This is a genomic window from Mesorhizobium sp. M0227 (genome assembly GCF_040321855.1).
Classification (GTDB): domain Bacteria; phylum Pseudomonadota; class Alphaproteobacteria; order Rhizobiales; family Rhizobiaceae; genus Mesorhizobium.
The window spans coordinates 67,058-80,756 of sequence record NZ_JAMYSJ010000010.1; the positions used below are offsets into that span (position 1 = coordinate 67,058).

The 13,699-nt window shown below is 66.5% G+C and carries 14 protein-coding genes; 6 read left to right on the forward strand and 8 right to left on the reverse strand.

From position 1 onward, the window contains the following. Positions 1–201: 201 nt before the first annotated feature. Genes NKJ00_RS15925 through NKJ00_RS15935 form a run of 3 tightly spaced genes read right to left on the reverse strand, consistent with a single transcriptional unit; the run spans position 202 to position 4,002 of the window. Positions 202–2,460, reverse strand: coding sequence for a xanthine dehydrogenase family protein molybdopterin-binding subunit (locus NKJ00_RS15925; protein WP_352630343.1), 2,259 nt, complete (start codon positions 2,458–2,460; stop codon positions 202–204). Then, complete coding sequence (locus tag NKJ00_RS15930) at positions 2,450–3,508, reverse strand: FAD binding domain-containing protein (RefSeq protein ID WP_352554559.1); 1,059 nt, start codon at positions 3,506–3,508, stop codon at positions 2,450–2,452. Before NKJ00_RS15930 ends, NKJ00_RS15925 begins: the two co-directional genes overlap by 11 nt. Next, positions 3,505–4,002, reverse strand: coding sequence for a (2Fe-2S)-binding protein (locus tag NKJ00_RS15935; RefSeq protein ID WP_023814339.1), 498 nt, complete (start codon positions 4,000–4,002; stop codon positions 3,505–3,507). Before NKJ00_RS15935 ends, NKJ00_RS15930 begins: the two co-directional genes overlap by 4 nt. Before the next feature lie 290 nt (positions 4,003–4,292). Between NKJ00_RS15935 and NKJ00_RS15940 the strand changes: the two genes are divergently transcribed. Together NKJ00_RS15940 and NKJ00_RS15945 are read left to right on the forward strand one after the other, a co-directional pair. After that, positions 4,293–4,913 (forward strand): TetR/AcrR family transcriptional regulator, encoded by a 621-nt coding sequence (locus NKJ00_RS15940; RefSeq protein WP_352630345.1) that lies wholly within the window; start codon positions 4,293–4,295, stop codon positions 4,911–4,913. 18 nt (positions 4,914–4,931) lie between these two features. Further along, entirely contained in the window at positions 4,932–5,198 is a 267-nt protein-coding gene (locus NKJ00_RS15945) for a bestrophin family protein (protein WP_352630347.1), read from the forward strand. A 49-nt stretch (positions 5,199–5,247) separates the two neighbouring features. On the opposite strand, the gene NKJ00_RS15950 is transcribed toward NKJ00_RS15945, so the two are convergent. The 3 genes from NKJ00_RS15950 to NKJ00_RS15960 form a co-directional block, all read right to left on the reverse strand. Further along, positions 5,248–6,252, reverse strand: a complete 1,005-nt coding sequence (locus NKJ00_RS15950) for a zinc-dependent alcohol dehydrogenase family protein (protein ID WP_352630349.1) — start codon at positions 6,250–6,252, stop codon at positions 5,248–5,250. Between the two features lie 49 nt (positions 6,253–6,301). Next, positions 6,302–6,562, reverse strand: coding sequence for a hypothetical protein (locus NKJ00_RS15955; protein WP_128305764.1), 261 nt, complete (start codon positions 6,560–6,562; stop codon positions 6,302–6,304). Positions 6,563–6,645: 83 nt separating this feature from the next. Then, positions 6,646–7,398 carry a DUF899 domain-containing protein gene (locus NKJ00_RS15960; protein WP_128305763.1) on the reverse strand — a complete coding sequence of 251 codons (753 nt, stop codon included), beginning with the start codon at positions 7,396–7,398 and terminating at the stop codon, positions 6,646–6,648. A gap of 293 nt (positions 7,399–7,691) precedes the next feature. Here NKJ00_RS15960 and NKJ00_RS15965 point away from each other — a divergent pair, with 293 nt between their 5' ends. The 3 genes from NKJ00_RS15965 (at position 7,692) to NKJ00_RS15975 (ending at position 10,555) form a co-directional block, all read left to right on the forward strand. Then, the gene (locus NKJ00_RS15965) at positions 7,692–8,912 is read left to right on the forward strand and encodes a helix-turn-helix domain-containing protein (RefSeq protein ID WP_352630351.1); all 1,221 of its coding nucleotides are present in this window, start codon (positions 7,692–7,694) and stop codon (positions 8,910–8,912) included. Positions 8,913–8,947: 35 nt separating this feature from the next. After that, positions 8,948–9,580, forward strand: coding sequence for a Vgb family protein (locus NKJ00_RS15970; protein ID WP_352441793.1), 633 nt, complete (start codon positions 8,948–8,950; stop codon positions 9,578–9,580). A gap of 144 nt (positions 9,581–9,724) precedes the next feature. Continuing rightward, a complete protein-coding gene (locus tag NKJ00_RS15975) occupies positions 9,725–10,555 on the forward strand; it encodes an aldo/keto reductase (RefSeq protein WP_127297075.1) in 831 nt (276 codons plus the stop codon). A 58-nt stretch (positions 10,556–10,613) separates the two neighbouring features. Here NKJ00_RS15975 and NKJ00_RS15980 read toward each other — a convergent pair whose 3' ends face one another. Next, positions 10,614–10,919, reverse strand: a complete 306-nt coding sequence (locus NKJ00_RS15980) for a hypothetical protein (RefSeq protein ID WP_013530714.1) — start codon at positions 10,917–10,919, stop codon at positions 10,614–10,616. 206 nt (positions 10,920–11,125) lie between these two features. On the opposite strand from NKJ00_RS15980, the gene NKJ00_RS15985 reads away from it, so the two are divergent. Further along, entirely contained in the window at positions 11,126–12,628 is a 1,503-nt protein-coding gene (locus tag NKJ00_RS15985; protein WP_352554553.1) for a helicase HerA domain-containing protein, read from the forward strand. A gap of 132 nt (positions 12,629–12,760) precedes the next feature. On the opposite strand, the gene NKJ00_RS15990 is transcribed toward NKJ00_RS15985, so the two are convergent. Beyond that, positions 12,761–13,543 carry an SDR family oxidoreductase gene (locus NKJ00_RS15990; RefSeq protein ID WP_352630355.1) on the reverse strand — a complete coding sequence of 261 codons (783 nt, stop codon included), beginning with the start codon at positions 13,541–13,543 and terminating at the stop codon, positions 12,761–12,763. Between the last annotated feature and the right edge of the window lie 156 nt (positions 13,544–13,699).

Here is a 13,699-nt window from a genome sequence, read left to right on the forward strand (position 1 = left end):
CGAAGTCGGTTGACTCATGTTGGCCGGCGGGACCTCGCGCCGGCTGTGCGGCCCTTCGCTGCCGCTCCCTGTCCTTCGGGCGTTCAGCCCCTTAAAAAGGTCCACTGGACCTTTTGATCCGCCCGAAGGCAGACCGGGCTTTCACCGTTCGTCGGACGGGAGCCAAGCAATTGGCTTCCCGTCCGCTACGCGGACCACTCCTCACCCCAGCAGGTCCTCGATGCGGATCGGAAAGCGCCGCGGCCGCACGCCGGTCGCATGCCAGACTGCATTGGCGACGGCGCCGGCCGTGCCGGTGATGCCGATTTCGCCAACGCCCTTGATGCCGAGCGCGTTGACATGAGGGTCGTCCTCGTGGACCAGCAGCGCCTCGACCGACGGAACGTCGGCATTCACCGGGACATGATATTCGGCGAGGTTGGCATTCTGGATCCGGCCCGAGCGCCGGTCGGTGATGGCTTCCTCATTCAGCGCGAACGAGACGCCCCAGATCATGCCGCCATAATACTGGCTGCGCACCAGCCTGGGATTGATGATCCGCCCGGCGGCGAACGCGCCGACCAGCCTTGTGACGCGGATCTGGCCGAAATCCGGATCGACCTTCACCTCGGCAAACACGGCGCCGTGCGCGTGCTTGGCATAGGTCTCCTGGGATGCCGGGTCGGGAGCGCCTTTGCCATGGCCCTCGATCTCGGTGAGGCCCGCGCGCTTGAGGATCTCGGCATAGCTTTCACCGCGGCTTTCATCGTCGCGCCGATAGAGGTGGCCGCCGCGCGCCAGCACGCCTTCATTGCCGGCGCCGAACAGCGGCGAGGCCTCGTTGCCGGTGGCGAGATCGGCAAGCCTGGCGATGACGGCGGCACCCGCATTGTGGATCGCCATGCCGGCCGTCGCCGTGTGGCCGGAGCCGCCGGCAATGCCTGCATTGGGCAGGTCGGAACTGCCGGCCCTGAAATCGACCTGGTCGATATCCAGTCCCAGTCCGTCGGCCGCGATCTGGGCGAAGGCGGTCCAGGCGCCTTGCCCCATGTCCTGCGCGCCGGTCTCCATCAGGCCGCTGCCATCGGCCCTCAGCACCGCACGCGCTTCGGCCTGGAACATGAGCGCTGGAAAGGTCGCCGTGCCCATGCCCCAGCCGGTGAGGAAACCGTCGGCGTCGCGCATCAGCCGAGGCTGAAGCGGGCGGCTCGCCCAGCCGAACGTCTCGGCCGCTTGCCTGTAGCACTCGCGCAGCGCCTTGGAGGAAAACGGCTTGCCGGTCATCGGCTCGACCTCGGCATAGTTCCGCAGCCGGAACTCCAGCGGGTCCATGCCGCAAGCGTGTGCCGCCTCATCGATGGCGCTTTCGAGTGCGATCGAGCCGGTGGCTTCGCCGGGCGCCCGCATGAACAGCGGCGTACCGGTGTCCAACCGCACCGCATCGTGCGAGGTGGCGATGGCCGGGCTGGCATAGAGCGTGTGCGAGGCATCCGCCGCCGGTTCGAAGAAATCGTCGAACGTGCTCGACGCAGTCTTGGCGTGATGGTCGAGTGCCGTCAGCTGCCCTTCGCCATCCATGCCCATGCGCAGCGTCTGGCGCGTCGGCGCACGGTGGCCGACCGGGCCGTACATCTGCTCACGCCGCAGCACCAGCTTGACCGGACGGCCGACGAGGCGCGCCGCCAGAATGCCGAGCACCTGCGGCCCGGAGATCATGCCTTTCGAGCCAAAGCCGCCACCCAGGAACGGGCTCCGGATGTGGACGTTTTCCGGCGCGATGCCGAACAGGCCGGCGATGCGGCCCTGCGCCATGGCAAGGCCCTGACTCGGTGTGTCGATCGACAATGTGTCGCCATCCCAGGCGACGACGATCGCATGCGGCTCCATGGCGTTGTGGTACTGGGCCGGCGTCTCGTAGGTGGCTTCGATCCGCGTCTTTGCGGATTTGAGGCCGGCCTCGACATCGCCCTTGTGCTGCACCGCCGGACCGCCGACGCCGACACCGCGCGGCACGAAGCTTTCAGCGCCGTCGAGGCCAACGCGCGCCGGCAGCACTTCATAACGCGGCGACAGCAGCGCCGCCCCCTCGGTCGCCGCCTCCAGCGTCTCGGCGATCACCACGGCGATGCTCTGGTTGGGGTAGCGGACCTGATCGTTTTGCAGCAGGTCGAGCCGGAACATGAAGGGATGGTCCTTGGCATCCGGATCGGCGGCGAGCGCCGGCCGGTTCTTGGGCGTCATCACCTCGACCACGCCCTGGTGCGCCTTGGCCGCCTCGATATCCAGCGCGGCAACGCGGCCGCGCGCGATGCTAGAGACAGCGAGCACGGCGTAAAGCATGCCGGGCGGATGGTTGTCGGCGGCATAGCGCGCGGCTCCGGTGACTTTCAGAAAGCCGTCGCGACGTGTCAGCGGCTGGCCGATGCTGGAGCCCTGCCGGGCATGGGCGGGTTGCTGGTTGAGGCTGAGTTCAAGCGTCATGGCGCGCTCCGGGAATGTTCGAGAACGGGGAGGCAGGAAGGGCAGGCAGCCGCTCGGGCGTTCCCGCCTGGGCAGACATCAGCGCCCTGACCACGATGCGTCGGGCAAGCTCGATCTTGAACGCATTGTCGCCGGATGGGCTGGCATCGGCCAGGGCGGCCTCCGCCGCGCTGGCGAAGTTCACCTCGTTGGCGTCCGCGCCAAGCAGGACGGCTTCCGCCGTTCGTGCCCGCCACGGCTTGGCCGCGACGCCGCCCAGCGCCAGCCTTGCGGCGCGGATCTTGCCGTCATCGACGACGAGCGCTGCCGCGGCCGATACGACGGCAAAAGCATAAGAGGTGCGTTCGCGGACTTTCAGGTAACGGGCATTGGCGGAGAAGGAGGCCGCCTCCGCCGGCAGGCGCACTGCCACGATCAGGTCGCCGGGCTCCAGCGCATTCTCCCGTTGCGGCGTTTCGCCGGGAAGCCGGTGGAATTCCTCCAGCGTCACATGGCGCCGGCCCTTCTTGCCCTCGATCTCGACCACCGCATCGAGCGCCACCAGCGGCACGCAGAAGTCCGACGGATGGGTGGCGATGCAGGCATCGCTCCAGCCGAGCACGGCGTGCAGGCGGTTCTCGCCTTCCAGCGCGTCGCAGCCGGCGCCAGGCTCGCGCCTGTTGCAGGCGCTGGCGGTGTCGTAGAAATAGCTGCAGCGCGTGCGCTGCAACAGATTGCCGCCGACGGTCGCGGCGTTGCGAAGCTGAGCCGAAGCGCCCGACAGCAGCGCCTCGGCCACCGCCGGATAGGATTTGGCGAACGCCGGATCGTAGGCAAGGTCGGCATTACGGACCAGCGCACCGATGCGCAGGCCACCATCGTCCAGCCGTTCGATGCGGTTGAGCTCCGGCAACCGGGAAATGTCGACGATACGCTCGGGACTGGTGATGCCGCCTTTCATCAGGTCGAGCAGATTGGTGCCGCCGGCGAGATAGGCCGAGCCCGGCTCGGCTGCCGCGGCGATGGCGTCGGGGATGGTGGCGGGCCTGATGTAGTCGAAGTCTCTCATGCCGCGGTCCTCCGGTCGGCTTTGACAAGCTGTTGCTGGGCTTCCAGGACGGCCTCGACGATGCCGCCATAGGCCGCGCAGCGGCATATGTTGCCGCTCAGCCCCTCGCGGATGCGTTCGGGATCGTCGCCGGCCTGTCCCTCGGCGATCAGGCCGAGCGTGCTCATGATCTGGCCGGGCGTGCAGAACCCGCACTGGAAGCCGTCATGGGCGATGAAGGCGGCCTGCACAGGATGCAGCTCCTCGCCGTGGGCGACGCCTTCGATGGTCAAGACTTGGGCGCCGTCATGGCTGACCGCCAGCGCCAGGCACGAGTTGATGCGCTTGCCGTCGACCAGCACCGTGCAGGCGCCGCACTGGCCGCGATCGCAGCCCTTCTTGGTGCCCGTGAGATCGAGCCGCTCGCGCAGCAGGTCGAGCAGGGTTACGCGTGGATCGACCTCCAGTTCGTGTTTGTGTCCGTTGATGGTGAGGGTGATGGGAAGGCTGGTCATGGGCGTCTGGCTCCAGTTGCTTGACGCGGATGGGATTGAACTGGTGCCTTGCCGCAGAAGGGCAAGGTAACCGTTCGGTCAGGTCTTGACGGCGAAAGCGGAGATGGCAGCGGGTCTCCCGCGAGGCAGGCGGGCAGGGAGATGTCGGCTTGCGTGTTCGAAAGACGTGACATACCGGTTCCCCTGATTATATGATAAAGGTGCTCCACTAAAACGGAGGCGCCTCCGTTTATTACGTGGTGGCTGACCCGGCCGGGTTCAAGCCCCCCTGACACGATGTGGAGAAAAAATTGGCCAGCGAGCCGTGCGCCATTGCTGAACAGAAGGCCGAGGCCGTAGACGCAAAGCCGCTGCGCGCCGATGCGCGGCGCAACCGCGACCGGCTGGTCGAGGTGGCGGTGTCAGTCTTTGCCGAGCGCGGCATCGATGGCTCGCTGGAGGAGATCGCGCGCCGCGCCGGCGTCGGCATCGGCACGCTCTACCGGCATTTCCCGACGCGCGAGCATCTGGTCGAGGTGGTCTATCGCCGCGAGGTGGAGGCGCTGTGCGCGGCCGCCGGCGAGCTTGCCCAAAAACATCCGTCCGATGTCGCGCTGGAACAGTGGATGCAGCGCTTCGTCGACTACATCGCCACCAAGCGCGGCCTGGCGACCAGCCTGCGCATTGTGCTCACCACCAATTCGACGCTGTTTTCCGACACGTTCGGCCGGGTGTCGCAAGCCTTGCGACAGCTGGTCGAGGCGGCGGTGGCCGACGGCACCATCCGCGGCGACGTCGACGCTTCCGACGTGCTGCACGCGCTGGGCGGCATCTATTCAGCGCCCGACACCCCCGAATGGCGTGACCGCTCGCGCCGGCTGGTCAAGTTGTTGATGGACGGGTTGCGGTTCGGGGCTGCAAAGGCACAATGAGGACACCAGATTCCGGCCGTGCAAAACCAGACCTGTCGATTTGAGGGGACCGATGTACTCGGGTCGATCGCAATCTGGCTGACGATCCCGTTCAGCACGCTGCTGGGCTGGGCATACATGTCCCTCGACCAGGTCGGCGAAAGCAGCGCCAACCCATTCGAGGGCAACGCCAACGACGTTCCGATCTCGCAGATATGCCGCGACATCGAGATCGAGTTGCGCAGCGGGCTCGGTGAGGCCGACCTTCCCAAGCCCCTGCTGCCGGTCAACGACATCGCGACCTAGGCAGAATCACGACGAAGGCACGGACCCGACGGCTGCTGGTGGAGAGCGCTCAAACTTCAAGGCAGACCTTGCCGAAATGCTTTTGGGTTTCGTAGTGCGCGAAGGCGGTGGCGATGTCCTGCAGCGGAAAGTGGCGGTCTATGACGGGTTTCAGCCTGTTGGACTCTATCGCGCGGATCATATCCTCCTGGTCGACCCGGCTGCCGATGGAAATGCCGCTGATGCGGATCTGGTTGGAAAACAGGGCGGGGATAGACACTTCCGCCGCAAAGCCGGTCAGGACGCCGACCAGCGCGATATGCCCGCCCGTTCTGCAGGCCGCAATGGACTGCGCCAGCGTGGCGGGTCCGCCGACCTCGATCACGTGATCGACGCCGCGTCCGTCGGTCAAATCCCTGGCCTTGCGGCCCCAGTCCGGGACGGACTTGTAGTTGATGATGGCGTCGGCTCCGAGGCGCTTGAGCCGCTCCAGCTTCTGCTCGTCGGATGAGGTGGCGATGACCCGGGCGCCGGCGGCTTTGGCGAATTGCAGCGCGAACAGCGATACGCTGCCCGAACCGAGGACCAGCACCGCGTCGCCCGGCTTCACCTTGCCGCACACAACCAGGCCGCGCCAGGCAGTAACGCCGGTGCAGGGGAGCGACGCCGCCTCGACATGCGTATAACCTGCCGGTGCCCTGGTGAAAGCGTGCGCCGGCATGCAGACATACTCGCTGGCGAAGCCGTCGAAACTGTCTCCCGGAATATCGCGCCGGGTCGAGGGCGTCATGTCGCCGCCCAGCCACCAGGGATAGAAGACGCTGACGACGCTGTCTCCGGGCTTGAGTGCATCGACACCGTCGCCAAGGGCAATCACCTCGCCGGCGCCGTCGGAGAGCGGAACGCGGCCGTCGGCGAGAGGCATCTTGCCTTGCACGGCAAAGTCGTCGCGCATGTTCAAGGCGCAGGCCCGGATCCTGACCAGCACCTCGCCCGGCCCTGGCTGGGGCGGATCTTCCTCGACCAGGCCGAGATTGCCCAAGCCGCCCGGCGCTCTCAGCCTGACCAGTCTCATTGTCTTCTCCGATGTGTGGGGTGTTTGGAATTGGAACGGCGCGCTGCGCCTAGCGGACCTGCCTGCCGGAAATCACCCGCAGCCAGGGCGCCAGATGGAATGCGCTCATCAGCAGATACATCGCGGCCATGCCCGTGAGCGGCGAGGCGTTGGTGCCCATGCACTGCATGGCCGCATCGCCGCTGAAGATGCAGGTGAGCAGCGCCATCACGGCGAAGGTCGGTGCCGCGGCAAGGCAAAGCCAGTCGGCCAGCCCGAGGGTGGTGGCTTCCGGGATCGCGCTGCCGGCACCTGTGTGGATATCGCTCATGGTCTTGATCCCTGATGATTATGCCAGCCACGACTGGTTCCTCTCCTCACGGAGCGGGGAGAGGAACCCAGGCTGGACAACCGTTACTGCTCGCCCTTGTCGCGGAATGCAGCCTCGCCGGCAGCAGACACTTCTTCCCATTTCTTGTCGGCCCCGGCGTCGTAATTGTCGTGCCAGTTCCACCAGGAGTAGAGCGGGGTCTGCGGATAGCCTTCGGGCGAATCCTCCCAAATTTCCTGGCGGCCGAGCGGCGTCGCGTCGAGATAGCTCCAGACGGTGCCCATCGCCTCGTCGCCGCGGCTGTTGATCAAGTAGGTGCGGAAGATGCGGTCGCCGTCACGGATGAAGACGTTGTGGCCGTGCCATTCGTCGACGCCGAAGTCCTTGTCGAAACTGTCGGTGATTGTGTACCACGGCATCTCCCAGCCCATCCGCTGCTTCAGCCGCGCAATGTCGGCCTGCGGGGCACGTGAAGCGTAGGCAAGCGTGGTGTCGCGGGCATTGAGATGGGCGAGGTGGCCGACCTGGTCGGCGCCAAGGGAACAGCCGCGGCACGCGTGATCGGGCCAGCCATGCACGCCGGGCTCGAAGAAGGCGCGATAGACGATCAACTGGCGGCGGCCTTCGAACAGATCGAGCAGGCTCGCTTTGCCGTTCGGCCCCTCGAACACATAGGCCTTGTCCACTTCCATCCAGGGCATGCGCCGGCGCTCGGCGGCCAATGCGTCCTTGGCGCGCAGCGTTGCCTTTTCCTTCACCAGCATCTGTTCGCGGGCGGCTTCCCAGTCCTGCTGCGAAACGATCGGCGGGGTCTTCATTGCGATGTGCTTGGTCATTGGTCGTCTCCTTTGCCAGTCTGTTGTCGCGCTGTTGCGACGTGTGGTTGCTTGCCGTGAGCTAGAATAGGGCGGTCAATCGCGGGGGTGGGAGTTACAAGTGTGACGGGATTTGAAAGAGCCGGCCCGCCGCAGCAGGGGTGGCGCATCCGCTCGGTGCCCCCGACAGTGTCGTTCATCGCGTGGTTCTCCCTTGTTGTGCCGCTGCCGATACGGCTTGCTGGTTGGCGGCCATGACTTAAGTTAGGGCGCTGAGCACTGGGGGTGGGAGTTACAAGTGTGACGGGATTTGAATGGACTCGCTGATCACCGCGGCTGGACTGGCGTTGGCGGCAGGTGATCCGCTTGGCGCGCTGGACCGCGTTGCCTTGCGTGAGGATGCGCCGGCGCTGGCGCTGCGCGGCATTGCGATGGCGCAGCTCGGCGATCTTGACCGCGCCAAGGCGCTGCTGCGGCGTGCCGCGCGTGGCTTCGGCCCCAAAGAGGCGGTGGCGCGCGCCAGATGCGTCGTCGCCGAGGCCGAGATCGCGCTGGTTTCGCGTGACCTCGGCTGGCCGGCCAAGGCTTTGGATGCGGCGTGGACGACGCTGGAAAAGCATGGCGACCGGCTGAACGCAGCGCATGCCGGCCACCTCAAGGTGCGCCGCCTGCTATTGATCGGCCGTCTCGACGAGGCCGAAGACGTGCTGGCCGGGCTCGATCCGATGCCGCTTCCACCGGCCTCGCGCGCCGCCCACGAGCTTGCCGTCGCCGGCATCGCGATGCGGCGCCTCAAGACGAAGCCGGCGCGCAGGGCGTTGGAGTGGGCACGCCACGCCGCCCGCCAGGCCGGCATTGCGGGGCTCATCGCTGAAGTCGATCGCGCATTCCTGGCGCTGGACACGCCGGCGGCGCGGCTGATCGCGGCTGGCAATCAGCGCCCGTTGCTGCTTGAGGACGTCGAGGCGTTGCAGGCGTCGCCGGCGCTGCTGGTCGATAGCTTTCGCTACGTCGTGCGCCAACAGGAGAAAACGGTCTCGCTGGCAACGCGCCCGGTGCTGTTTGCGCTGGCCCGTACGCTCGCCGAAGCGTGGCCAGGCGATGTGTCGAGGGCGAGGCTGATCGCTGAAGCCTTCGGCGGCAGGCACGCCGATGAATCGCACCGGGCGCGGCTGCGGGTCGAGATCGGCCGGCTGCGCGCCGAATTGCGCGGGCTGGCCGACATCGGCGCGACCAGGCAGGGCTTCGCGCTGGCGCCGCGCCACGCACGCGAGGTGCTGGTGCTGGCCCGGCCGATCGAGGAGCGGCACGCGGCAGTGCTGGCCTTCCTTGCCGATGGTGAATCCTGGGCGAGTTCGGCGCTGGCACTGGCGCTCGGTACCGGCCAGCGCAGCGTGCAGCGGGCGCTGGAGCAGCTCGGCGAGGCCGGCAAGGTGCAGTTTTTCGGTCACGGCCGGGCGCGCCGCTGGATGACGCCGCCGGTGGCGGGATTCACGACCACCTTGTTACTCCCGGCCCCGCTGCCGAGTGGTTAGTAAGGCACATCAGATCATCTCGTGAGGATAAAGACATGAAACATTCAGAAGCCGAAATCCTGCGCGAATACGGACCCTTTGCCGATGTGGAGAGGGTGCATGGGGTGAGCTTTGACGGTAACAACGTCTGGTTTGCCTCGGGCGAGAGGCTGAACGCCTTCGATCCGGAAAGCGGGCAGGCGCTGCGCTCGATCGATGTCGCGGCACATGCCGGGACCGCTTATGACGGCCAGCATTTCTTCCAGCTTGCCAACGACCTGATACAGAAGATCGACCCCGATACCGGCCAGGTGCTGGCCACCATCCCGGCGCCCGGCGGTGGCGCCGACTCCGGGCTGACCTGGGCCGAAGGGACGCTGTGGGTGGGGCAATACCGCGAGCGCAAGATCCATCAGATCGACCCGGAGACGGGGGCGATCCTGCGCACCATCGAATCCAACCGTTTCGTCACCGGGGTGACATGGGTCGAGGGCGAGCTATGGCACGCCACCTGGGAAGGCGAGCAGAGCGACCTGCGCCGCGTCGACCCGCGATCAGGCAAGGTTCTCGAGAAGCTCGACATGCCGGCGGGCATGGGCGTGTCGGGGCTGGAATCCGATGGCGGCGACCGCCTCTATTGCGGCAGCACTTCGGCCGGTGTGGTGCGGGCGGTGCGCCGGCCGCGATGAGATTGCGGCTGACGCCGAGATAACGGCTGCAGGCGCACTTCACACGGCAATTTGTCCGCTGTCGGGTGGTCGTCGCACCCTGTCGGACCTAGATAGCCTGTGCACCGGGCAGAACGCCCGGACCCGCTTTGCAAAGGATCCCCCATGCCCGAACAGATCGCATTGAACGACGGCTCCGCCATTCCCCAACTCGGCCTTGGCGTGTGGCAGGTCGACCAGGATATTACCGCCGAGGTGGTGGGTTGGGGCATCGAGGCCGGCTATCGCCTGATCGACACCGCCGAAGGCTACCAGAACGAGGAAGGGGTCGGAAAGGCGATCCGCAGCGCCGGCGTGTCGCGGGCTGAGCTGTTCATCACCTCGAAACTGCGCAACGGCGCACACCAGCGCGATGCGGCGCTACGCGCCTTCGATGACACCATGGCCAAGCTCGGCATTGAGCAGATCGACCTGTTCCTGATCCACTGGCCTGTGCCCAGCCAAGACAAGTATGTCGAGGCCTGGAAGACGCTGGTCGAACTCCGGCAGGCCGGCCGCATCAAGTCGATCGGCGTTTCGAATTTCAACCCGGACCATCTGGAGCGGATCATCGCGGAAACCGGCGTGACGCCCGTCGTCAACCAGATCGAGCTGCATCCCCAGTTCCAGCAACGCGGTGTCAGGGACTTTCACACCAAGCACGACATCCGTATCGAAAGCTGGAGCCCGTTGGGCAGCGGCCGGCTGCTCGGCGATCCGACCATTGCAGACATCGCCAAAAAACATGGCAAGTCCGTCGCCCAGACGATCATCCGCTGGCATCTCCAGGAGGGGCTGATCGTCATTCCAAAGTCGATCCGCAGGGATCGCATCGCCGCCAATTTCGATGTCTTCGATTTCGAACTGGATGCGCAGGACCTGCAGACGATCCGCGGCATGGATTCGCCCGAAGGCCGCAACGGGCCCAACCCCGCCACGGCCGCGTTCCTGTTCTGAGAGGAGCAGGTTAGAGACGCCGACCGTGGAGTTGCCAATCTCCGGCCTCTCCGCGCTCTTAAATCCCGGACCCATCCAGCTGCTGGGCGTCTTCGCCTTCCCACGGCGCCGGCATCGACGCGCGGCTGAGGTTGGCCGTCGGCAGCGGCATCCAGCACTTCAGTTCCGGGTCAGCGTATTCGATAACGCGCCCCGGCGAGGAGTCCGACGCGCGCCAGCCTTCCGAGGCGAACTGGTCGGCACGCGACCAATAGGCAAGGTCGACTTCCGCCGGCCCCTGTTCGGACGGACGCACAGTGACCAGGATGCGGCTGCCATCCTTCGGCGCCGTCGACATGTGGCGCCACCGTTCGGGCTCGTCCATCGCTTTTCTCCTCGTACTCCTAGCGTTGGGTGGAGTGTCGCCTCGTGGTCCGAAGGGGTCAACCCAAAGTTTCAGTCAGGCATCGGCTGATGACCCTGCAGACGGTGCCTGCACAGTTGTGCGCAACACGCCGCAGGCGGTCATGCGCGCTCGACGGGCTGTGACCCAGTTGATAAGCCCGTCTGCGAAGGAGCGCCTGAGTCGAGATGACCGTTGCGATCGAGATGGGACAGACGACCGCAGGCGCCCCGGCGAAGCTGGATCTTGAGGAACTGCTCGCGACGCGCCTTTTGGTGCAGGGCAATTCAGGCTCCGGCAAGTCGCATCTGCTGCGGCGCCTGCTGGAGCAGAGCGCGCCCTGGGTACAGCAGACCATCATCGATCCCGAGGGCGACTTCGTCTCGCTGGGCGATCATTACGGCCATCTGGTGATCGATGCCGAGCAGCATACCGAGCGCGGCCTGCAGGCGGCTGGTGAGCGGGCGCGCATGCATCGCGTCTCCACCGTGCTCAATCTCGAAGGGCTCGACGCCGAGAACCAGATGCGGCGTGCCGCCGCCTTCCTCGGCGGGCTGTTCGAGGTCGCCCGTGACCACTGGTACCCGATGCTTGTGGTGGTGGATGAGGCGCAGCTGTTCGCGCCGGCGGTGGCCGGAGAGGTGTCGGACGAAGCGCGAAAGCTCTCGCTCGGCGCCATGACCAATTTGATGTGTCGTGGCCGCAAGCGCGGGCTGGCCGGCATCATTGCCACCCAGCGGCTGGCCAAGCTCGCCAAGAACGTCGCAGCCGAGGCGTCCAATTTTCTCATGGGCCGCACCTTCCTCGATATCGACATGGCGCGTGCCGCCGATCTTCTGGGCATGGAACGGCGCCAGGCGGAAGCGTTCCGCGATCTGGAACGCGGGCAGTTCATGGCGCTCGGTCCGGCGCTGTCGCGCCGTCCGCTGGGGCTGCGCATCGGCCCGACCGACACCAGCCCGCGCAACGGCACGCCGCGGCTCATGGCAATGCCGGAATCCGCGCTGGAAGACGCACGCGCGATCATCCTGGCGGCGCCGCCCCCCGAGACGGTGCGCACGCCGCGCCGTCCGGCGTCGCCGGACCTGCTCGACCAGCTGATGGCGGCCAAATCGGCGGCACTGGAAATGCGTCCCGAGCCGGCGGAGCCGCAAATCAGCGCGGAGGATCTGGCCGAGCGCCGCGAGCGCGTCGACCGTGTGTTGCGCGCCATCCTGGCGCAACCCGACGCCGGTTTTCGCGTGATCGGCGTGCTCTATCAGGAATTCGTGGTCCGCTGCCGCATAGAAGGCCTCGCCTCGGTTGTGCCGGACCTGCCGGAGTTCCGCCGCATGCTGACGCGCGCCCGTGCCGGTCTTGGTTCCGAGACGACGCAGGATGACGCGTGGCGGGACGTTTCTGTCCGCGCGTCGCTGCTGCCCGATGACATGCAGGGCGTGTTCATGATGATCGCCCGTGCGGCGAAAGAGGGCTGGCCGTGCCCGAGCGACGCCGCGATCGCCCGCGCCTACGGCTCGCACTCGCTGCGCCGCGCCCGGCGCCTCTTGACCTATATCGAGGAGCAGGGGCTCATCGTCTGCCAACTCGACGGGACAGGCCGGCGCACCGTGACGCTGGTCGAATTGGCCTGGGCCACCGCACCGGGAGATCCGAATGCCGAGGAGGTGGAGCAGGGGAGCCTGGCGCTGTGAGGCGGCGCGGGTGCTTTGAGCGAATGGGGCGATAGGCGTTTTCAGTCACCGTCATCGACCAACTTCTGAGGGCAACGGTGAAAGCGCCGACGCCGAAATGCGTCATGCAGGGCGCATGCGTTTCGATGGCGCTCACCGGTTCGCCCCGATCACCCACTGTTCCTGGTCGACGAGCGTGCCGGTCATCGGCCCGGCAGCATCCGAGAGCAGGAAGACGGCGAGGTTGGCGATATCGCTCGTCGAGAACAGGCGGCCGAAGGGTTGCGAGGCGTTCGCGGCATCGAGCCAGCCCGGCCCGTTGCACAGCGTGTCGGCCTGCATGGCACGTTCGGCCGGCGTGTCGGTCCAGCCGACATTGATGCCGTTGACGCGGATGCGATCGAAGCGATGGGCGTTGGCGGCGTTCTTGGTCAGCGTGGCCAGCGCGCCCTTGCTGGCGGAATAGACGGCGAGCTCCGGCGAGCCGCAATGGGCGTTGATCGACAGGATGTTGACGATGGCGCCGCCCTGACCGCGCTTCTTCATGTCGGCGATGGCCGCCTGCATGAGGAAGAACGGCGCCCGCGCGTTAACGGCGAACAGCGAGGCCCAGCCGTCGAGATCGGCATCGAGGAACGAGGCCCGGTCGGTCAGCCCTGCGGCGTTGACCAGCGCATCGATGCGGCCGAAGCGCTCGATGCACGCTTGCGCCAAAAGGGCAGGGGCGGCCGGGTCGGCGAGGTCGGTGGCGACGAAGAGCGTTGGTGTGCCAAGCTGCGAAAGCTCCGCCGCCACCGCATCGCCGCGGGCCTTATCACGCCCGGTGACGAGCAGGCCGCCGGCGCCGGAACGCGCCAAGGTCTCGGCGATGGCGCGGCCAATGCCTTGCGTCGAGCCGGTGACCAGCGCCACCTTGCCATTGAGTTGAAGCTCCATTCCTCTTCCCCGCATCGCATCTGGTTTCAGGCTAGCGCGGCACGATCGTTTTACAACATGGAAATTGGAAATTTTGGAGGGGAGGCTGTTGGCTGTCGCTGCGTGAGGCCGGCGAGAGCCTGCCCTAACGCCGCCGCTCCAGGCGAAGCAGGAGCG

Bases quoted from the DNA above. Each gene is read 5' to 3' on its own strand.
- NKJ00_RS15925 (WP_352630343.1), bottom strand. From the start codon at position 2,460: ATGACGCTTGAACTCAGCCTCAACCAGCAACCCGCCCATGCCCGGCAG.
- NKJ00_RS15930 (WP_352554559.1), bottom strand. From the start codon at position 3,508: ATGAGAGACTTCGACTACATCAGGCCCGCCACCATCCCCGACGCCATC.
- NKJ00_RS15935 (WP_023814339.1), bottom strand. From the start codon at position 4,002: ATGACCAGCCTTCCCATCACCCTCACCATCAACGGACACAAACACGAA.
- NKJ00_RS15950 (WP_352630349.1), bottom strand. From the start codon at position 6,252: ATGAGACTGGTCAGGCTGAGAGCGCCGGGCGGCTTGGGCAATCTCGGC.
- NKJ00_RS15955 (WP_128305764.1), bottom strand. From the start codon at position 6,562: ATGAGCGATATCCACACAGGTGCCGGCAGCGCGATCCCGGAAGCCACC.
- NKJ00_RS15960 (WP_128305763.1), bottom strand. From the start codon at position 7,398: ATGACCAAGCACATCGCAATGAAGACCCCGCCGATCGTTTCGCAGCAG.
- NKJ00_RS15965 (WP_352630351.1), top strand. From the start codon at position 7,692: ATGGACTCGCTGATCACCGCGGCTGGACTGGCGTTGGCGGCAGGTGAT.
- NKJ00_RS15970 (WP_352441793.1), top strand. From the start codon at position 8,948: ATGAAACATTCAGAAGCCGAAATCCTGCGCGAATACGGACCCTTTGCC.
- NKJ00_RS15975 (WP_127297075.1), top strand. From the start codon at position 9,725: ATGCCCGAACAGATCGCATTGAACGACGGCTCCGCCATTCCCCAACTC.
- NKJ00_RS15980 (WP_013530714.1), bottom strand. From the start codon at position 10,919: ATGGACGAGCCCGAACGGTGGCGCCACATGTCGACGGCGCCGAAGGAT.
- NKJ00_RS15985 (WP_352554553.1), top strand. From the start codon at position 11,126: ATGACCGTTGCGATCGAGATGGGACAGACGACCGCAGGCGCCCCGGCG.
- NKJ00_RS15990 (WP_352630355.1), bottom strand. From the start codon at position 13,543: ATGGAGCTTCAACTCAATGGCAAGGTGGCGCTGGTCACCGGCTCGACG.